14 protein-coding genes, 1 tRNA gene and 1 pseudogene are annotated in these 19385 nt (G+C 64.1%); 12 read left to right on the top strand and 4 right to left on the bottom strand.

What is annotated here, in order from left to right; genetic code table 11:
- Nucleotides 1–272 precede the first annotated feature (272 nt).
- Nucleotides 273–1616, bottom strand: coding sequence for a YhjD/YihY/BrkB family envelope integrity protein (locus NCT32_RS19450; RefSeq protein WP_061117926.1), 1344 nt, complete (start codon nucleotides 1614–1616; stop codon nucleotides 273–275).
- Nucleotides 1617–1840: 224 nt separating this feature from the next.
- Here NCT32_RS19450 and fdnG point away from each other — a divergent pair, with 224 nt between their 5' ends.
- The 10 genes from fdnG to NCT32_RS19400 all read left to right on the top strand — a co-directional run bounded on the left by fdnG (nucleotide 1841) and on the right by NCT32_RS19400 (nucleotide 14373).
- Nucleotides 1841–4909 carry a formate dehydrogenase-N subunit alpha gene (fdnG, locus tag NCT32_RS19445; RefSeq protein ID WP_143756321.1) on the top strand — a complete coding sequence of 1023 codons (3069 nt, stop codon included), beginning with the start codon at nucleotides 1841–1843 and terminating at the stop codon, nucleotides 4907–4909.
- 10 nt (nucleotides 4910–4919) lie between these two features.
- Nucleotides 4920–5864, top strand: a complete 945-nt coding sequence (fdxH, locus tag NCT32_RS19440; RefSeq protein ID WP_061117929.1) for a formate dehydrogenase subunit beta — start codon at nucleotides 4920–4922, stop codon at nucleotides 5862–5864.
- Nucleotides 5851–6501, top strand: coding sequence for a formate dehydrogenase subunit gamma (locus NCT32_RS19435; protein ID WP_061117930.1), 651 nt, complete (start codon nucleotides 5851–5853; stop codon nucleotides 6499–6501). The genes fdxH and NCT32_RS19435 overlap by 14 nt, the downstream gene beginning before the upstream one ends.
- Before the next feature lie 104 nt (nucleotides 6502–6605).
- A complete protein-coding gene (gene fdhE / locus NCT32_RS19430; protein ID WP_061117931.1) occupies nucleotides 6606–7580 on the top strand; it encodes a formate dehydrogenase accessory protein FdhE in 975 nt (324 codons plus the stop codon).
- Nucleotides 7577–9013 (top strand): L-seryl-tRNA(Sec) selenium transferase, encoded by a 1437-nt coding sequence (selA, locus tag NCT32_RS19425; RefSeq protein ID WP_061117932.1) that lies wholly within the window; start codon nucleotides 7577–7579, stop codon nucleotides 9011–9013. The genes fdhE and selA overlap by 4 nt, the downstream gene beginning before the upstream one ends.
- On the top strand, nucleotides 9010–10917 hold the full coding sequence (gene selB / locus NCT32_RS19420) for a selenocysteine-specific translation elongation factor (RefSeq protein ID WP_061117933.1): 1908 nt from the start codon (nucleotides 9010–9012) through the stop codon (nucleotides 10915–10917). Before selA ends, selB begins: the two co-directional genes overlap by 4 nt.
- A gap of 37 nt (nucleotides 10918–10954) precedes the next feature.
- Complete coding sequence (locus NCT32_RS19415; protein ID WP_061117934.1) at nucleotides 10955–12958, top strand: bifunctional DedA family/phosphatase PAP2 family protein; 2004 nt, start codon at nucleotides 10955–10957, stop codon at nucleotides 12956–12958.
- A 43-nt stretch (nucleotides 12959–13001) separates the two neighbouring features.
- Nucleotides 13002–13625 carry a DedA family protein gene (locus NCT32_RS19410; protein ID WP_061117935.1) on the top strand — a complete coding sequence of 208 codons (624 nt, stop codon included), beginning with the start codon at nucleotides 13002–13004 and terminating at the stop codon, nucleotides 13623–13625.
- A 69-nt stretch (nucleotides 13626–13694) separates the two neighbouring features.
- Nucleotides 13695–13790, top strand: a tRNA-Sec gene (locus NCT32_RS19405).
- Between the two features lie 295 nt (nucleotides 13791–14085).
- Complete coding sequence (locus NCT32_RS19400; RefSeq protein ID WP_143756322.1) at nucleotides 14086–14373, top strand: hypothetical protein; 288 nt, start codon at nucleotides 14086–14088, stop codon at nucleotides 14371–14373.
- Nucleotides 14374–14606: 233 nt separating this feature from the next.
- Here the strand turns inward: NCT32_RS19400 and NCT32_RS19395 are convergent, their stop codons facing one another.
- Entirely contained in the window at nucleotides 14607–15785 is a 1179-nt protein-coding gene (locus tag NCT32_RS19395) for a porin (RefSeq protein WP_061117936.1), read from the bottom strand.
- 467 nt (nucleotides 15786–16252) lie between these two features.
- Here NCT32_RS19395 and NCT32_RS19390 point away from each other — a divergent pair.
- Nucleotides 16253–16716, top strand: a pseudogene (locus NCT32_RS19390) (transposase); the annotation flags it as partial.
- Here NCT32_RS19390 and NCT32_RS19385 read toward each other — a convergent pair.
- Nucleotides 16715–17047 (bottom strand): hypothetical protein, encoded by a 333-nt coding sequence (locus tag NCT32_RS19385; protein ID WP_143756323.1) that lies wholly within the window; start codon nucleotides 17045–17047, stop codon nucleotides 16715–16717. The pseudogene NCT32_RS19390 and the gene NCT32_RS19385 overlap by 2 nt on opposite strands.
- A gap of 485 nt (nucleotides 17048–17532) precedes the next feature.
- On the bottom strand, nucleotides 17533–18336 hold the full coding sequence (locus tag NCT32_RS19380; protein ID WP_250490486.1) for a DUF2092 domain-containing protein: 804 nt from the start codon (nucleotides 18334–18336) through the stop codon (nucleotides 17533–17535).
- Between the two features lie 765 nt (nucleotides 18337–19101).
- Between NCT32_RS19380 and NCT32_RS37620 the strand changes: the two genes are divergently transcribed.
- Entirely contained in the window at nucleotides 19102–19200 is a 99-nt protein-coding gene (locus NCT32_RS37620) for a DDE-type integrase/transposase/recombinase (protein WP_409219297.1), read from the top strand.
- Nucleotides 19201–19385 lie beyond the last annotated feature (185 nt).

The following is a 19385-nucleotide window of genomic DNA, read 5'->3' as shown; positions in this document are numbered from 1 at the left end:
CGCAACGTTTCGTAACTTAAGAAACGAAAAAATATTGACTGTCTCGAAAAACACACAGTCTGGTCGGATGCCCGTCTGTAAAGGGTCTGCGGGGATCTCAAAGCGAATTTCGGGAGACAGGCGGGCCTCGGAAAAGTTCCGCGCCGAATCGCACGTTCGAATCTGTGATTTTTAGCGTCGATATTCGATTACGCGCGTTTCAAATAACAAAGCGCTTTTTCGACACGCGATTTTTCGGATTCGATGGACAGCGGTGCTGCGCCGTCAGAGGATCAGTTTCGAACGTCTGCGTCGTCCGCCGGCGCAGCGTCGCGCCGCGACAACAGCGCGAGCGCCATGCCCGCGCCGGCTGCAACGAGCACCGCGCGCCACGGATGCCGCCGCACCGCCGCGTTGGCATGCGACGCCTTGCGGCCCGCCCCGACCATCGCGTGTGCGGTGACGCGCGTGGCGGTCGATTCCGCCCGCGCGAGCTTGCGCGACAACTCCAGCGCCCGCGTCACGGCGGATACCTTCTTGCGCGCCTGTCCCGTCAGTTGCTGCGCGTGCTGGGCGCGCGCACCGATCGCGCGACGCGCGCCTGCTGTGACCGGCGCGTCCGCGCGAGCGCTCGCTGGCGTAACCGGCGCAACCGTCGACGCGCTGGCGGTCACCGGCCCCGCGGTGCGCGTCGAGGCGGCGAGCATCGAGCCGATCTTCGCGCGGCTTCCGGGCGGCACGCGGCCGTTGTTCTGTTGTCCCCACGCGCCGCGCGGATCGTGCAGACGCGCGCGCGCCGCCGAAAACTCCGCGCCGAGCAAGAGCACGGCGGCGGAGAAGTACAGCCACATCAGGAGCACCGCGAGCGATCCGGCCGCGCCGAACGCGCTCGCCGTACCCGCGTGCGTGAGATACAGCGCGAAGAGTTTCTTGCCCGCCGAAAACAGCAGCGCGGCGACGAGCCCGCCCACGAGCGCATCACGCCACTCCACCGGCGCGTCGGGCAAAAACTTCAGCAACGCGCCGAACGCGACCGTGAGAATCGCGAGGCCGACGGCGAGCTGCACGACATCGCCGATGATCACGAACGGCGAATTCGCCCACAGCCACATGCCGACGGCCTGAATCGCGGTGTCGAGCACGAGCGAGACGATCAGCAGGAACGCGACGCCGAGCACGAGCCCGAACGATACGAGCCGCACGCGCACCATCGCAATGACGCTGGAGCGCTGCTCGCCGCTCATCGGCCAGACGATGTTGAGCGCCGTATTAAGCGATGAAAACGTCGCCGACGCGCCGACCGCCAGCAGCACGAACGAAATGATCGCGGCGATGCCCGTTCCGCCGCTGCGATGCGCATTCTCGACGATGCTCTGCACGCCGGCGGCCGCCTGATCGCCGAGGAGTCCGTTCACCTGATGAAAGAGCTGCCCGCGCGCGGCTTCGGGCCCGAACACCCAGCCGGCGACGGCGATGACCATGACGAGCGTCGGCGCGAGCGAGAACGCCGAGTAGAAAGCGATGCTCGCGGCCATCGCGGCGCAGCGGTTTTCCGAGAACTGCTTGAGCGCGCCGAGGACCCAGGAAGCGTCTTTTTTCACGGCCGCTTCGATCTTCTGCGTGGAGACGGAACTCATGACGACCTCTCGAATCGGTGATGGAGCGCGGATGCCCGGCGATGTCCATCCCGTCGAGCACGTTCCATTCCAGCGCATGCCGACGCAGGCGCGTGACTTGCTGAAGGAGCGCGGTTTGCGCGGCAAATGGGCGCATTGGTGCAAACACCGTGTCAACCTGTCTGCGCGATGTAATCGTGCACCATATACTTGTGAAACCACTTTACGACGCGCCGAGGGCAATCATGCTCCAGATGTCACGGCGACAGTTCCTGAAGGTCTCCGCGAGCACGCTGGCCGGTTCGAGCCTGGTGGCAATGGGCTTTTCTCCGGCACCCGCGCTCGCCGAAGTCCGGCAATACAAACTGTCGCGCACCACGGAAACGCGCAATACCTGCCCGTACTGTTCAGTCGGGTGCGGCATTCTTATGTACGGCCTGGGCGACAACGCCAAGAACGCCAAGCCGAGCATCATCCATATCGAAGGCGATCCGGATCATCCCGTCAATCGCGGCACGCTCTGCCCGAAAGGCGCCTCGCTCATCGACTTCATTCATAGCCCGAGCCGGCTGCTGTATCCCGAGCATCGCGCGCCCGGGTCGAACGAGTGGAAGCGCATCTCGTGGGACGAGGCGCTCGACCGCATCGCCGTGCTTCTCAAGGAAGATCGCGACGCGAATTTCGTCGAGACGACGCCCGACGGCAAGAAGGTCAACCGGTGGCTGACTTCGGGCTTTCTCGCGGCGTCGGCGGCGAGCAACGAGGTCGGCTATCTGACGCACAAGACCGTGCGCAGTTGGGGGATGCTCGCATTCGATAATCAGGCGCGTGTCTGACATGGCCCGACGGTGGCAGGTCTTGCCCCGACGTTTGGCCGTGGAGCGATGACGAACCATTGGGTCGACATCAAGAACACGGACCTGATTCTCGTGATGGGCGGCAATGCGGCCGAGGCGCACCCGTGCGGCTTCAAGTGGGTGACCGAGGCAAAGGCGCATCGTCGTGCGCGGCTCATCGTGGTGGATCCGCGCTTCACGCGCACGGCATCGGTCGCGGATTTCTACGCGCCGATTCGCACCGGCACGGACATCGCGTTCCTGGGCGGCGTCATCAACTATCTGCTCACGAACGACAAGATCCAGCACGAGTACGTGAAGAACTACACGGACATGTCGTTCATCGTGCGCGAGGACTTCGCGTTCAAGGACGGCGTGTTCTCGGGCTACGACGCCGAACATCGCAAGTACGACAAGTCGAGCTGGGACTACGAGCGCGGCGAGGACGGTTACGTCAAGACCGATCCGACGTTGCAGCATCCGCGCTGCGTCTACAACCTGCTCAAGCAGCACTACGCCGCCTACACGCCGGAGATGGTGACGAAAGTCTGCGGCACTCCGACCGACAAGTTCCTCAAGGTCTGCGAGATGCTCGCGACGACCGCCGCGCCCAATCGCGCGGGCACGATCCTCTATGCGCTCGGCTGGACGCATCACTCGGTCGGCGCGCAGATGATCCGAACGGGCGCGATGGTGCAGCTTCTGCTCGGCAATATCGGCATTGCGGGCGGCGGCATGAATGCGCTGCGCGGGCATTCGAACATTCAGGGCCTGACGGACCTCGGCCTGATGTCGAACCTGCTGCCCGGCTACATGACCTTGCCGATGGAAGGCGAACAGGAGTACGAGGAGTACATCAAGAAACGCGCGGCGCAGCCACTGCGGCCGAACCAGTTGAGCTACTGGAAGAACTACCGCGCGTTCCACGTGAGCTTCATGAAGTCGTGGTGGGGCGACAACGCGACGGCCGACAACAACTTCGGGTTCGACTACCTGCCGAAGCTCGACAAGTCCTACGACATGCTGCAGGTCTTCGAACTGATGGCCGCGGGCAAGATGAACGGCTATATCTGCCAGGGCTTCAATCCGCTCGCGGCCGCGCCGAACAAGGCGAAGATCGGCCTTGGCCTGTCGAAGCTGAAGTGGCTCGTCATCATGGATCCGCTCGCGACGGAAACGTCGGAGTTCTGGAAGAACCACGGTGAATTCAACGATGTCGATGCATCGAAGATCCAGACAGAAGTTTTCCGTCTGCCGACAAGCTGCTTCGCGGAAGAGCGCGGCTCGCTCGTGAGCTCGTCGCGCGTGCTGCAATGGCACTGGCAGGGCACGACGCCGCCGGGCGAGGCGAGGAGCGATCTCGAGATCATGTCGGGTCTGTGGCTGCGCATGCGAAAGGCCTATCAGGAAAAGGGCGGCAAGTATCCCGACCCGATCCTGAAGATGACCTGGCCGTATGCGGACCCGGAGAGCCCGACGCCCGAAGAGATCGCGATGGAGTTCAACGGCCGCGCGCTTGCCGACGTCACCGATCCCGCCGATCAGACGAAAGTGCTCGCAAAACGCGGCGAGCAGCTCGCGAGCTTTGCGCAACTGCGCGACGACGGCTCGACCGCGAGCGGCTGCTGGATCTTCTGCGGCTCATGGACGCAGGCGGGCAACCAGATGGGCCGGCGCGACAACTCCGACCCGACCGGCATCGGCCAGACGCTCGGCTGGGCGTGGGCGTGGCCGGCGAACCGGCGCGTGCTGTACAACCGCGCATCGTGCGATGTGAACGGCAAGCCGTTCGATCCGTCGAGAAAGCTCGTCGCGTGGAACGGGCGCGCATGGACGGGCTCGGACATCCCCGACTTCAAGGTCGACGAGCCGCCGGACAAGGGCATGAGCCCCTTCATCATGAATCCGGAAGGCGTCGCGCGTTTCTTCGCGCGCGACGGCATGAACGAAGGGCCGTTCCCCGCGCATTACGAGCCGTTCGAGACGCCGCTCGGCTACAACCCGTTCTTCCCGGACAACAAGGCGGTGACGAGCAATCCGGCCGCGCGCGTATTCGCGGACGATCGCGCCGCGTTCGGCACGGCAGACAAGTTCCCGAACACGGCGACCACGTACCGGCTCACCGAGCACTTCCACTACTGGACCAAGCACGCGCGCCTGAACGCGATCGTGCAGCCGCAGCAGTTCGTGGAGATCGGCGAGGAGCATGCAAAGGAAGTGGGCGTCGTCGCGGGGGATCGCGTGAAGGTGTCGAGCAATCGCGGGCATATCGTCGCGGTGGCGCTCGTTACGAAACGCATCAAGCCACTGACCGTGGAGGGCAAGAAAGTGCACACCGTGGGCCTGCCGCTGCACTGGGGCTTCAAGGGCCTCACGCAGCCGGGCTATCTCGTCAACACACTCACGCCTTCGGTAGGCGACGGGAACTCGCAGACGCCCGAGTTCAAGTCGTTTCTCGTGAAGGTCGAGAAGGCATAAGGGGGACGAGATGGCTCTGCAATCGCTCGATATCAAACGTCTCTCGGCGACGACCACGCCGCAGACGCAGGTGCGCGAGCCGGTCACGGGGACGGTGGCGAAGCTCATCGACGTGTCGAAGTGCATCGGCTGCAAGGCGTGTCAGACGGCGTGCATGGAGTGGAACGATCTGCGCGACGACATCGGTCACACGACCGGCATCTACGACAACCCGCGCGACCTCACGGAGCATTCGTGGACCGTGATGCGCTTCACCGAATACGAGAATCCGAAGGGCGACCTCGAGTGGCTGATCCGCAAGGACGGCTGCATGCATTGCGAGGATCCAGGGTGTCTGAAGGCGTGTCCGTCGCCGGGCGCGATCGTGCAGTACACGAACGGCATCGTGGATTTTCACGAGGAGAACTGCATCGGTTGCGGCTATTGCATCACCGGATGTCCCTTCAACATTCCGCGGCTCTCCAAGGAAGATCATCGCGTGTACAAATGCACGCTCTGCTCGGACCGCGTCGCGGTCGGGCAGGAGCCCGCGTGCGTAAAGACGTGCCCGACCGGCGCGATCATGTTCGGCACCAAGGCGGACATGCAGGTGCAGGCGGCCGATCGCGTGGAGGACCTGAAAGAGCGGGGCTTTGCGAATGCCGGTTTGTACGATCCGCCGGGCGTGGGCGGCACGCACGTCATGTACGTGCTGCACCACGCGGATCAGCCGGAGTTGTATCACGGCCTTGCGAAGGATCCGCACATCAGCCCGCTCGTGTCGATCTGGAAGGGCGTGACCAAGCCGCTCGCGATGGCGGGCATCGCGCTCGCGGCGCTCGCGGGGTTCTTCCATTACACGCGCATCGGCCCGAACGAAGTCAGCGAGGAAGACGAAGTGGAAGCGCACCGCGAGGCGGAAGAGGTGCGGCGTCGCCGGGAAGGCGGACAGGAGCGTGAAGATGAAACACGATAGCGAACTGCGTGACGTGAAGGGCCATCGTCTGATCGTGCGCTACACGCCGAACGAACGCACCAATCACTGGATCACCGCGATCACCTTCGTGCTGCTCGCGCTTTCCGGGCTCGCAATGTTCCATCCGTCGATGTCATGGCTCTACGCGATTTTCGGCGGCGGGCAGTGGACGCGCATTCTGCATCCGTTCGTCGGCTGCGTGATGTTCATCTCGTTTCTGATCCTCGCGCTGCGCTTCTGGCATCACAATTATCTGGACCGCAACGATGTCCAGTGGATGAAGCAGATGAACGACGTGCTCACCAATCGCGAGGATCGCTTGCCGGAGATCGGCAAGTACAACGCGGGGCAGAAGCTGCTGTTCTTCGTGATGGTCGCGAGTCTCGTGCTGCTGCTCTTGAGCGGGATCGTGATATGGCGCGCGTACTTTGCGTTTTATTTCCCGATCACGGTCATTCGCATCGCGTCGGTGGTGCATGCGGCGACGGCGTTCGTGCTGATCGTGTCGATCATCGTTCATATCTACGCCGCGCTGTGGGTGAAGGGATCGATCGGCGCGATGACGCGCGGCACGGTCACGTATGGATGGGCGCGCAAGCATCATCCGCGCTGGTTCAGGGAGATTATCGGGAAGTAAAGGGCTGTCGCGACGGCGGGCCAGTGTGCGCGGGGCGCGGTCCATTTCTTGTCCAATTAGCTGATATCCTTGATCGACCGCTCATCCCCGCGAGGAAACCTTCCGTGGTTCAACGCATAGTCGAAGCCGCGAGAATCGAATCGCTCGATCCCTCGGCGATTCCGCGCTTGCGCATGCCGGAGCGCGCCACGATATTCGCCGCGCGCGCCGCGCGCCTTGTGCAACTCGCCGACGCGAGCAATCCCATCGCCGGTTATCTGCGCCTGATGGCCGCGCTCGCCGATGCCCAGCAGCGCGTGCTCGCCGGATTCAACGCGCCGATGCCCTCGCGCGCATCGATCGAACTGAACCAGCGTCATTCGATGCCCATCGTCCCCGCGCTCACGGACGCACGCGATCCCGCGTGGCGAGACGTGCTCTTCATGCTGCTCGACGGCATCGAGGCCGCGGGCGCGCTGACGCCCGCGCTCACGCAACTCGTCGGCCGCCTGCGCGCGACGGACGCCGCCGCGCTCGACAGCCAGGCCGATGCCGTCCTCGCGCTGCGCTTCGCCGAGATCGATCCGGCCGCGGCGCCGTTCATCGCGGCCGCGCTGCAAGTCGTGTGGACCGATCTCGCGAGCCGCATCGACACGAAGGACGTGCCCTATCTCGACACGCCCGGGGTATGCCCGGTCTGCGGTTCGGTGCCGGTGGCGAGCATCGTGCGTGTGGGCGGCGCGTATGACGGCTATCGCTACGCGCAATGCGGCCTCTGCGCGACGGAGCTTCACGTGGTCCGCGCCAAGTGCACGAACTGCGATTCGACCAAAGGCATCGCCTATCACGTGATGGGCACCGGCGACGAACCCGAAAGCGAGAAGTCCGCGCGGGCGAAGAGCGCGCCGCTCAAGGCGGAGTCGTGCGATGAATGCGGCACGTACCGCAAGATCGGCTATCAGGACAAGGCCTATGATTTCGAGCCCTACGCCGACGATCTCGCGAGCCTCACCCTAGACCTGTTGATGGGCGAGGCCGGCTATCGGCGCGCGGCGCCCCATCCGTGGCTGTGGCCCGAACATTCGGAAGACGATCGATGAGCGACGTCAAAGGCGGCGAGGGCGGCGAACTGCGCGCGTTGATGGCCCGCGTGCCATCGGTGGAGCGCGTGCTGGCATCGGCAGAATTCGAGGCGGTGATCGCCGGATACGGGCGCACGCAGACGCTCGCCGTGTTGCGCGAGACGCTCGACGCATGGCGCGCCGATGCGCAGGCAGGCCGCGCATCCGTCGACGCCTTGAGCGATGCGCAACTCGCGCGCACCGTCGATGCGAGGCTCGCAAAGCGCGCGCGCAGCAGCGTGCGCAGCGTCTTCAATCTCACGGGCACGGTGCTGCATACCAACCTCGGCCGCGCGCTCCTGCCCGACGAAGCGGTGCGCGCGGTGGCCGAGATGCTCACGCGGCCCGCCAACCTCGAATTCGATCTGGACACGGGCGCGCGCGGCGATCGCGACGATCTCATCAACGGCCTGATCTGCGAACTGACGGGCGCGCAAGCCGCGACTGTCGTGAACAACAACGCGGCGGCCGTATTGCTCACGCTGTCCGCGCTCGCATCGCGAAAGGAAGTGATCGTGTCGCGCGGCGAGCTCGTCGAGATCGGCGGCGCGTTTCGCATTCCCGACATCATGAGCCGCGCGGGCGCGAAGCTGCGCGAAGTCGGCACGACGAATCGCACGCATCTGAAAGACTACGACGAAGCGATCAACGCGAAGACCGCGCTCCTGATGAAGGTGCATTGCAGCAACTACGCGGTGAGCGGCTTCACGAAGGAAGTGACCCTCGCGGAACTCGCGCCGCTCGCGAAGGCGCGCGGGCTGCCCGTCGCGATGGATCTCGGCAGCGGCACGCTCGTCGATCTCGCGCAGTGGGGCTTGCCGCGCGAAGCGACGGTGCGCGAGACCGTCGCGGCAGGCGCGGATCTCGTCACCTTCAGCGGCGACAAGCTGCTGGGCGGGCCGCAGGCGGGGCTGATCGTCGGGCGGCGCGACCTGATCGCGAAGATCAAGAAACATCCGCTGAAGCGCGCATTGCGCGTCGGCAAGCTGACGCTCGCCGCGCTCGAAGCGGTGTTGCGCCTGTATCGCGCGCCCGAAACGCTCGCCGAACGTCTCACGACATTGCGCCTTCTCACACGTCCCGCCGATGTCATGCGCCTCGCGGCCGAGCGCATCGAGCCTGCGCTGCAAGGCTTCGTCGGCGACGAATTCACGGTTGGCGCCGAACCGATGTTCAGCCAGATCGGCAGCGGCGCGTTGCCTGTCGATGTCCTGCCGAGCTACGGGCTCGGCGTGCGGCTCGCGAGCGGCAAGCGGCCGGGCGGTGCGCTCAACCGCGTCGAGAAGCGGCTGCGCGACTTGCCGCGGCCGGTGCTCGGGCGCATCGCGGACGGCGCATTGCGGCTCGATCTGCGCTGTCTCGAAGAGGCCGACGAAGCCGCGTTCGTCGCCCAACTGGAAGCACGCGAATGATCGTCGGCACGGCGGGGCATATCGATCACGGCAAGACGACGCTCGTGCGGGCGCTGTCGGGCGTGGACACCGATCGCCTGAAGGAAGAGAAAGCGCGCGGCATCTCGATCGAACTGGGTTACGCATATGTGCCGTTGAACGACGGCGGCGTGCTCGGCTTCATCGACGTGCCCGGACACGAGAAGCTCGTGCATACGATGGCGGCGGGCGCGTGCGGCATCGACTTCGCCTTGCTCGTGATCGCCGCCGACGATGGCGTGATGCCGCAAACGCGCGAGCATCTCGCGATACTCGAGCTGCTCGGCGTGACGCGGGGCGCGGTCGCGGTGACCAAGTGCGATCGCGCGGAGGCATCGCGCGTGCGCGACGTGCACGCGCAAATCGAAGCGCTGCTCGCGGACGGCCCGTTGCGCGCTGCGCCCTTGTTCGACACCGATGCGACGAAGGCCGACGACGAAGGCGTCGCCGCACTGAGCGCTTATCTTCGCGATGCCGCCGCGCACTGGCGCACGCGCCGCGACGACGGCTTTTTCCGGCTCGCGGTCGATCGCGTGTTCACGTTGACAGGGCAGGGCACGATCGCGACGGGCACGGTCTTCGCGGGCCGCGTGAACATCGGCGACACGATGGCGCTCGCGCCGCGGGAAGCGTCCGGTGCACCTGTGCGCGTGCGCAGCATTCACGCGCAGAATCGCGCGGCGCAGACGGGGCGGGCGGGCGAGCGCTGCGCGCTCAATCTCGCGGGCATCGACAAGGATGCGCTCGCGCGCGGCGACTGGATCGTCGATACGCGGCTCGCGCGTGCGTCCGAGCGGCTCGATGTCGAGCTGACCTTGCTCGATGACGCGCAGCTCACGCTCACGCATTGGGCGCCCTTGCATGTGCATCTGGGCACGACGCATCGCGTCGCGCATGTCGCGCTGCTCGAAGCCGACACGCTTGCATCGGGGCACACCGCGCGCGTGCAGCTCGTCTTCGATCAGCCCGTTTGCGCGCTGCCCGGCGACCGCTTCATCGTGCGCAATGCGCAGGCGAACCGGACGGTGGGCGGCGGACGCGTGCTCGATCCGTTCGCGCCCGCGCGCAAGCGCCGCACGCCGCAACGCCGCGCGTGGCTCGATGCGCTCGTCGCGATGCTCGACACGGGCCGCGTCGATGCGCTCTTCGAGCAGGCGCCGTATGGCTTGCCGCGTTCGCTGATCGAGCACCTCCGCGGACGATCGATGACGCCGGAAGGCCTGCGCGCCGTTTCCACGCATGACGACACGCTTTATATTGCATCGCGTCATTGGGACGCCATGAAGACGCGCCTTCTCGACGCGCTCGCCGCATTCCACGAACGCTTCTCCGACGAACAGGGCCCCGACGCCGCGCGCCTGCGCCGCATGGCCGCGCCGCTTGCGCCTGATGCGCTGTGGCGCGCGCTCGTCGACGATGCCGTGGCGAGCGCAACGATTGCGAGGAGCGGGCCGTGGCTGCATCTGCCGGCGCATGCGGTGACGCTCGACGAAAGGGAAGAAGCACTGGCGCGCGCGGTGCTGGCATCGCTCGAAGAGGGGCGTTTCGAACCGCCCTGGGTGCGCGATCTCGCCCGCGCGCACGGCATCGGCGAGGACGAGATGCGCAGGCTCCTCAAAAAACTCGCACGCCGCGGCGACGTGTATCAGGTCGTGCGCGATCTGTTCTACTGCCGCGCGTCGATCGGCGCACTGGCGCAACTCGTCGCGCAGCAGGCCGAGGCGCAGGGCGGCGCGCTCGGCGCGGCCGCCTTCCGCGACGCGAGTGCGCTCGGCCGAAAACGCGCGATACAGATTTTGGAGTTCTTCGACCGCGTTGGGTACACTCGATTCCACCGCGATCTTCACCTGTTGCGCAGCGATAGCCGCTGGCACGAGTCCGTCTGACGATTGCGCACCGCTGCGCTTTCGCCTGTCGATCACGATGGAGCATTCCTACTTCAAGCTGTTGCACCTCTTGTCGGGCCACCCCGAGTGGGCGCTCGCCGTGGTGCTGCTCGCGTCGTTTCTCGAATCGGTCGCGTTCATCGGCACCTTCGTGCCGGGCAGCACCGCGATGTTCATCGCCGGTGCGCTCGTCGGCGCAGGCGCGCTGAATCTCGGCTGGGTATTCGTCTGCGCGATCGCGGGCGCCATCGCAGGGGACGCCGCGAGCTTCTGGTTCGGCCAGCGCTATGCGGACAAGATCGCGCAGATGTGGCCGTTTCGCGCGCATCCGGGCGCGCTCGCCGCGGGCAGGAAGTATTTCGATGCCCACGGCGCGAAGAGCGTCGTGCTCGCGCGCTTCGTCGCGCCGATGCGCGCCGTCGTGCCCGTCGTCGCGGGCGTGGCGGGGATGACGCCTGCGCGTTTTCTCGCCGTCAACATCCTGAGTGCGCTCGTCTGGGCGCCGACGCATATCCTGCCGGGCGTCGTATTCGGCGCGTCGATCGAGCTGGCGGGCGCGGTGTCGATCAGGCTCGTCGTGATCCTGATCATCGTCACCGCGCTTGGATGGATCGTGTTCAATCTCTCGCGCCTCATCGTGTCGCACGCGATGCGCTGGACCATCGCGTCCCGCGAGAAACTGCTCGCATGGGCGCAAACGGGCCGCGGCCTGCCGGCACGGCTCGTGTCGCGCGCGCTCGATCCGGGCAATCCGGCGACCGGCCTCATCGTGACGATCTCGGTGCTGCTGCTCGCCTCCGCCTTTGTCTTTTTCTCCGTGCTGGCGAATGTCGCGCGCGGCGCATCGATCGTGCAGGTGGATGTGTCGATCTATCGGCTGCTGCAATCGTTCCGCTCGACCTGGACCGATTCGATTCTCGATGGCGCGGCGACGCTCGGCAGCACACCCACGCTGCTCGCGCTCGGCGCGATGGTCATCGTGTGGATGAGCTTCGAGCGGCGCTGGCGCACGGTCACGTACTGGGTCGTGGCCGTGGCGTTTTCGCAGTTGCTGGTCGCGGCGATCCGCTTCACCGCGCACGAGCCGATCCTCGTTTCCTTCACGCCGGCGGAGCACCGCTTTCCGAGCAGCCATGTGGCGGCAACCGTCGTCATCTATGGCTTTCTCGCGTTTCTCCTGCTGCGGCGCGTGGGCTTGCTGACGGGCGTGTTCATCGCGACGGCGACCTCCGCGATCGTCACGGCGGTCGGCGTAGCGGGGCTGTATTTCGGCCGCTTCACCATCTCCGATGCGCTGGGCAGCACGGCGCTCGCGGCCGTGTGGGTCTTTCTGATCGCGCTCACGGCCGTATGGCGCAATCCCGCCAAACCGAAACCGCGGCCCTTGATGCCGATTGCCGTGCTGGCCGTGATCTGCGCGAGCGTCGCCCTGCAACTGAGCGATGACACGGAAGCGCACAGCGCGGCGCCTGCGACCATCGTCGTCACGCCGATCCAATGGACCGATACCGTGTGGCGCACGTTTTCGTGCTATCGAGCGAGCATGGAGGGCGATCGTCGCGAGCCGATCACCGTCCAATGGGCCGCGACGCCCGAGCAGATTCGCGCACAGCTGATATCGCGCGGCTGGACGGAGGTGTCGCATGTAAGCTTGAAGAGCGTGATGTCGGTCATGTTGCCGAATGCGCCCGCGATCGATCTGCCCGCGCTGCCGCGCCTGAACAACGGCGAGCCGTCGAAGCTCGTGTTCGCGCGCTCGCCTCGCGGCGCCGACGAGCGCGACGTACTGCGCTTCTGGCCGACGCATTATGCGGTGCGCGAGGGCGAGGGCACGCCGCCTGCGCCAATCTGGCTCGGATCGGTCGTGCACGAACGCTTGCGGCGTCCGTCGTGGCCGTTCAACGTGCTGAGGCCGGACCGGCGCGTCGATCCGATGGCGTTCGATCACGGCGAGGGTTCGCCCTGGCGCGGCATCGAAATTGCGAGCAGCGCCGGATGTGGAGACGTTCCGGTGATGCTCGTCGAGTCCGGGTCCGAATGAAGTTTCGGTTGGTGCATCGCAGCCGGCGATCGAGAGGTGCCGATTGATCCAGATTCCGCCGTCGGCGATCGTGCAGTGGGGCAGCGCGGCCGTGTTCGCGAACGTCCTCCTGACGCGTCTTGGCGTGCCGCTGCCGTCCGCGCCGTTGCTCGTGTTCGCGGGCTCCGCCGTGGCGAGCGGGCGACTGTCCTTCGCGCACGTGCTGTTCGCGGCGTTGTGCGGCGCGCTGCTCGGCGACAGCGTGTGGTTTTCGGCGGGACGCATCTACGGGCGTCGGCTCGTCGCGGCGCTCTCGCGCAGATCGTATGCGGTCGATAGCGGCATGCGCACGACGGGGGAGTTGTTCGAGCGCCACGGCGCGCCTATCGTCGCGGTATCGAAGTTCGTGCCGGGACTCGGACTCGTCACCCCGCCGTTGATGGGCACGACGCAGATCGCCGTGCTCGCATTCTTCTTCTGGGATACGGCGGGGATCGTTGCGTGGGCGTCGTTCTGGCTTCTGGGCGGCGCGCTCTTCGAGCGCCAACTGCATGTCGCGGTGCTCGCGCTCGAATCGCATGGCGCGACGGTCGTGGATGTGCTCGCAGCGGCGGCGTTACTGTATTGCGTGTATCGCCTGATGCGGCGAAGACAGCCGCGTTCGCATCCGGGCGATGGCAGCGGGTGAACATGCGCCGCTATAATCGGACGCCCGCCCGGATTCTCGCCGGACTTGGCTTTGTCGTGGGTCCATGAAGGAAGGCATCCGTATCCGGTGGTGCGGCCGGGCTTCAAACCCGGTAGGGGGTGTCAGACACTCTCTGGTCGGTTCGACTCCGGCTGCCTTCCGCCACCTGGCTGATTGAAGCGGTTCGTCGGCATTTGGTTTGGCTACAGGGAAAGGCAATTTAGACGGCCGCGGAGAAAGCCGCCGTCAAGTTGAGCAGGGGATCGTGAGCGACTTGGCTTTCGCATAATCGTCGGGTGCCGATCGTGCGTCATCTGCTCAGGGCTCTTTCGAGCCCGGCATTTCCTTCCAGATAAGAGGGTGACCCGACGCATTCTCGAGGCCGCGAAGCAACGGTTCGCAACCGTGGATTGACGGCCACCCCCCCTGCGAGCAGCTGGACGGCAAGTGACAAAACGCCATGCAGGCGCCCAAAACAAAAGGCCACGGGGCAAGGCCCCATTCGCTCGGCCCGTTCATGCTGGCCAAGCTCCATACGGTGCACGCGACCTGCAAGGACCGCGCTCAGACGAAGACCGTCAGCATCGCCAGCAAACGCAGCACGCAGGCGGCCTTCTACTGGAACGTCGAATTGCTGGAAAGATCATCCCGGCGGGCCTGTTTCTCCGCGGGTGAATTGGCACGTGCATGCGCTGTCACCTATGTTGCCCGACAACATCGTCATCACCAGCGTCTCTTATGTCGTTAGAGTGACACTAGTGAGAAAGTCCGATGCAACCGACGTCCGCATCGTCGACGCACATCACAACAAGGTGCTGCGGGCCGATCACTAAAAGCACTCCTAATTTCATGCGAGACATGGCCTTCTCCTTTGCCGGCAATGCTGGTTCAGGTCGCGCTTGCCGTAGTTACGGCTGCGGATTCGAATCGGCGGTTCCCGAATTGACCCTTAGCGCGACTTCCCCGGTCCGAAGCTTCCAATCAGAAACGGTGACGCACGCCGACGGTGGCCTCGATCTGATTCGATGTCGATGCGGGTGAACTCACACCGTTGATCCAGGCGACTCCCAGCGGGTTGCCAGCCCTCGCGCTTACGCTTTGATAGGTGCTTTGAATATAGACGTCCGTGCGTTTCGAGAAGGCGTAGTTCCCGAGCGCGCTCACCTGATTCCAGTGCGGAGCACCACTCCCGGCGTTGCCTCCGGCCCGTGAGTATGTGTAGGCGGCCGCCAGCATAACGGCTGGTGTCAAAGCGAACCGGATGTTTCCTTCATAGTTCTGGAAGTGGGTATTGAAGCCAGTGAGGAACAGCTCGGTCAGGTTCGTTTGTGTATAGACGATGCCCGCGACCAACGGACCGAACGCGTAGTTGACGCCTCCGCCCCACGTCTGTTGCCGGCGAGCGAGTGCACCTAATGGCACGGCGGTCGGCGTCAGAAGACCTGATAACGAGGTCCCGAGCGTATCGGTGACAGCGCCGTTCGTGTTGAGTTGTGCCGGGGTGCCGGCCGAGTTGTTCAGATGCAAATACCCGGCGCCAAAGTTCAACGGTCCCCACATGTACGACATGCCGACACTGTACGCACGGTTGTTCGCGAAACCACCTGCCTGGTTCGAGAAGCCATACAAGGCCCCGATCCTGAAGCCGGCAAAATTCGGGCTTTGATATTTGACCGAATTGTTGATCTGGAACGAGTCGTTCAAATTGTCGACGTCGAACGGATGTGCGAAGTGGGTGCCGCCATACTGTGTGCCGGTCAACGAGAGCGGCCCTACGAAGTCAACCATGCCGTCAGTCTGACGTCCCAAGGTCAGTGAGCCAAAATCCCGGCTGGACACTCCGACGTACGCCAAGCGGTTGAAGATGCGATTGGCCGACGACAACTGCCCGTTGTTCAGATTGAAGCCGTTCTCCAGAGTGAAGATCGCCTGCAACCCGCCGCCGAGATCTTCCGCTCCGCGCAGCCCCCAACGACTGTACTGTACGCCGCCACTCGTCATCTGCCAGTTGCTGTGACCTCCTGCTCCGGTGCCGGTGATCTGGCTGTTCGTGTAAGTCAGACCTGCGTCGATCAGACCGTAAAGCGTGACATTGCTTTGCGCCTGCGCCGAGCCGGCCAAGGTAGCCAGCGCCGCACCGGCAATGAGAGTTTTCTTCATTTGCTACTCCAGGGTTGTGGGCTGTCTTCGTTAAACGCTTCACGTCACCCCGTACCGCGCCGTCCTCTCTGCGGAGAAGTTGCTGTCGCGATACGACGATAATCGCAATTGGGTGTCCGAATCTATCGTGTCGTAAAGTTTGTCGCTCGACAGCAACACGCGCGGTCACGTCGCCTGGAGTTACTGTCCGCGACGAAAGCAACATGTGTGTTCGTTCGGCATCCTGCGATTAAAAATAGCGTTCAAATGCCAGCGATATATCTTCGGTTTGCGTTTTTCGTTTACGAGATAACCTTCCTCTTCGCCATTGGAATTGAGCTGAAGCAGATCTCCACGGTGGTTCACCCGTTTCGGCGGGTTTTTTTCGTCCGCGTGTTCGCGACAGTGGCGTTCATGCGGCCGAGCAAGTTGAACGTCCTCATGGACAACATGCGCATGCGCCGACTCGCGCCGAAGACCCAGGCCAACTATTTACGTGCGGTTCGAGATTTGACCATCTTCCGGATGGAAACCGGTGGGTCGCATGCAGGCCGGGTTTCTTCCTTCCAGTGCGCGTGCACTCGCGTTTGTTCCGGCGACGCTTCCTCGCAGAACTCGAGGCCCACCTATCGCCGCGGCCAGTTGCGCTTCTTCGGCGAATACGTGCACCTCGACGATGTGGCTGCTTTTACCAAGTGGCTCGCGTCAATGCGCGCATGGAAGCGGGTGGTGTATGCCAAGCGCCCCTTTGCCGGGCCCAAAGCGGTGTTGGCCTATCTGTCGCGTTACACGCACCGAGTCGCGGATCTCCAACCAACGTCTGGTGGCGCTCGACGAACATGGCGTCACCTCGCCCTGGAAGGACTATCGCGTCAACGGACGCACGTGCAACAAGACTATGACACTCGAACTCGATGAGTTCGCGCGGCGGTTCTTGCTGCACGTTCTGCCTAGTATCCGGGCGGTGGCGGAACTTGCGTGTACACCACGCCGCCGCTCCCATATCCCGTCGCGTACCACGTCGCGCCACACTTATAGTACGGCACGTCCTTAACGGCGATGGGGGCGACGTTGCACGGCGGCGCGACAGGCGCAGGCGCAGCGACGACGGTGGTGGTTGCGGGCGGCGGTGTGGTTGCGGCAGCGGCCGCACCGACCACCATTGCCCCGGCCACAAATCCGGCCGCCGCAGAACCGCCGTCCCAATCCGAGTTGCAGTCGTAACAACCGCCCGAGTAGTTGTTCTGCACGTTGGTCACGTTCGTAGCACGCGTGTTTTGCATCTCCTTAGCGGTGGATTGACGCGCACTCTGGTTTTGGCTGGTCGTTTGAGCCGCCGCGGTCTGTCGTGCGTTCTGGTTCTGACTCGACGTAGCTTGGCGCTGCGCCTGGTTCTCGCTCGTGCTCTGCTGCCGGTTAGCCTGATTTTGGCTGGAGGTTGCCTGCCTCGAACTCGCCGAACTCTGGCGCGCACTCTGATTCGCACTTGAAGTTGAAGTTGCGGTGGCTTGGCGCGAGGCCAGAGTTTGTTGGGCCGCCGCTGATTGGCCGCCACCACGCTTCGCGCCTCCTTGCGCCGCGGTTGTGCCGCCGGATGACAACCCTCCAGACGACGCCGCCCCGCCACGGGAAAAGCCGCCGTCGCCGCCACCACCACCGCGAGCACCACCGCCTCTCTCGCCTCGTGCCTCCGCTTGATTCATCAAGCCCAGCGCGAATACTCCGGCGACGAGTGCCGTGACGACACGATCCCATGATCCGGTTTTCATCATTTCGCCCCCTTCTTCGCAGACGACTGGCGAGCCGTGGGCGACGCACGGGGAAGCTGCGCTGCGAACGCGACTTTTTGCAGGCCATCGGGAATCTGTGCCGAGAATGTCGCATCGTTAAGCTGGGGCGCAAGATCCCAGTCGACAAAGTCCGCCCAGAACTGAGGCTGGCCCACCGCCTTTCTGTAAGTTAGTACGATCCGCTGCAGCAGAGGTTTGTCGCCATCGGCTATCCACACCTGAAAATCCACCGTGTCGGTACGCGCGGCTAAATGATAGGACGCAGTGCCGGAGATACTCGTCTTCTCCACATAGTCCACCGACCGTACCCGGGCTTGCAATTCTTCAGGCAGCGAGTTCAACAGGAGCGCCGCGAGCGGCAGGCGCATGCCGAGATCCTTGACGAAATACACGATGCTCTCGTCCAGACTGCCAGGTTGCGGCGCCGTCGCATAGACTTTGCTGGCGAGATCGACCAGAACGATCTCTTTCCCGGTGAGCACAACGAGCGTTTTTGCGCCATCGCTGCGCTCGCTTTCCACGCGCATACGATCCGGCCGGCTCAACGTAACGGTGCGGTATTCGCCGAATTCGATTTTCTGCCCGGACGGCTGCACGGCGTCGTACCCGCTGCGCACACCGACACGAAAGCTCGGCGTCCCCCCAAGGAACTCCGCCATTTTCATCAGAATCGCCCGAGCCTGGGCTTGGGAGGCGGTGTCGTGCTCAGCTGGCGCGGCACGGACCGGTGGTTCTTTCTGCCCGGAGCCAGAGTAGGCGTGAGGAGCGGTGGTCAGCAGCAAAACCGATACCCACGTAGCCCTGGACGCGCGGCGCAATATGTTAGTGATCAATTTGTTAACTCCTTCTGCTCGAATACCTCTCAACCGCCGGCCTCCCGCATAAAGAATAGTGGTTCGCAGAATTTTTTCCATTCGGTTTAAAGTGGCTTACTGGGCGGGTGAAAAGCGGCGTCAGGACGCAGGGGTGACCATCACCGCGCCGTTGCTCGTGAAGCATTACCTAATAATGCCGAACTATCGGAACGTGAAATTGACCCGCCAAAACGGACTCCTATCCTTTGGATGAGGGGTGCCAAATGGGCAAGCATCGAACACCGTAGCCGGCGGAGTTCCGGGCTCACCTGGTCGAGCTGGTGAAGGCGGAGCGAACGGCTGAGGAGTCGGCGCAGGCGTTCGAACCTAGCGTGCAGACAATAGTCGACGGGGTAGCACAGGCTGACATGGACGCCGGCGTGCGTCACGATGGCCCGACGACGGCCGAGCGTTAGGAGTTCACACGTCTGCGCCGCGAAAATCGGCAATTAAAAATCGAGCGCGACATTCTCGCTCACGCGGCGGCCTGATTCTCCCGGCGGGACAGGAGCCGCATCCTCGAAGGATGCGGATTCTTGAAAGCGGACCGAGCCGGTTGGCCCATGTCACAATGGCACGCCTGCTCTATTCGGGGCAAGCCGACGGCGCTGGCCGCGTACTACGCGGCAACGTGCGGGGCCACGACGTGCGCCGGACCGGGTACGCCGGCACTTCAGTGCTGAGGGTCCGGACATACTTTGGGTGGCCGATGTCACTTATATTCCGACCGGCGAGGGGTTTCTCTATCTGGCCGTGGTGCTTGACGTATTCAGCCGGCGCATCGTTGGTTGAGCGATGTCGAACCCTTTGGATACCGCACTAATGTGGCACGCGCTGGACATCGCGTTTCAGCAGCGGCGCCATGAGGGAGTTATTCTGCATTCGGACCAGGGCTGTCAAGGCGGATTCAACCGGTCGTCGCAACACTGGATTGTTGAACAGATTGCAGATACCCGTCCAGAGCTTCGGCCGGCGTC

The organism is Caballeronia sp. INML2 (assembly GCF_023631365.1).
In the GTDB taxonomy this organism is placed as follows: Bacteria; Pseudomonadota; Gammaproteobacteria; order Burkholderiales; family Burkholderiaceae; genus Caballeronia; species Caballeronia turbans.
This window is presented reverse-complemented; position numbering and strand designations above follow the sequence as displayed.

Coding starts and splice junctions, on each gene's coding strand:
- NCT32_RS19450 (WP_061117926.1), bottom strand. CDS start 1,616: ATGAGTTCCGTCTCCACGCAGAAGATCGAAGCGGCCGTGAAAAAAGAC.
- fdxH (WP_061117929.1), top strand. CDS start 4,920: ATGGCTCTGCAATCGCTCGATATCAAACGTCTCTCGGCGACGACCACG.
- NCT32_RS19435 (WP_061117930.1), top strand. CDS start 5,851: ATGAAACACGATAGCGAACTGCGTGACGTGAAGGGCCATCGTCTGATC.
- selA (WP_061117932.1), top strand. CDS start 7,577: ATGAGCGACGTCAAAGGCGGCGAGGGCGGCGAACTGCGCGCGTTGATG.
- selB (WP_061117933.1), top strand. CDS start 9,010: ATGATCGTCGGCACGGCGGGGCATATCGATCACGGCAAGACGACGCTC.
- NCT32_RS19415 (WP_061117934.1), top strand. CDS start 10,955: ATGGAGCATTCCTACTTCAAGCTGTTGCACCTCTTGTCGGGCCACCCC.
- NCT32_RS19400 (WP_143756322.1), top strand. CDS start 14,086: ATGCAGGCGCCCAAAACAAAAGGCCACGGGGCAAGGCCCCATTCGCTC.
- NCT32_RS19395 (WP_061117936.1), bottom strand. CDS start 15,785: ATGAAGAAAACTCTCATTGCCGGTGCGGCGCTGGCTACCTTGGCCGGC.
- NCT32_RS19385 (WP_143756323.1), bottom strand. CDS start 17,047: ATGCAAAACACGCGTGCTACGAACGTGACCAACGTGCAGAACAACTAC.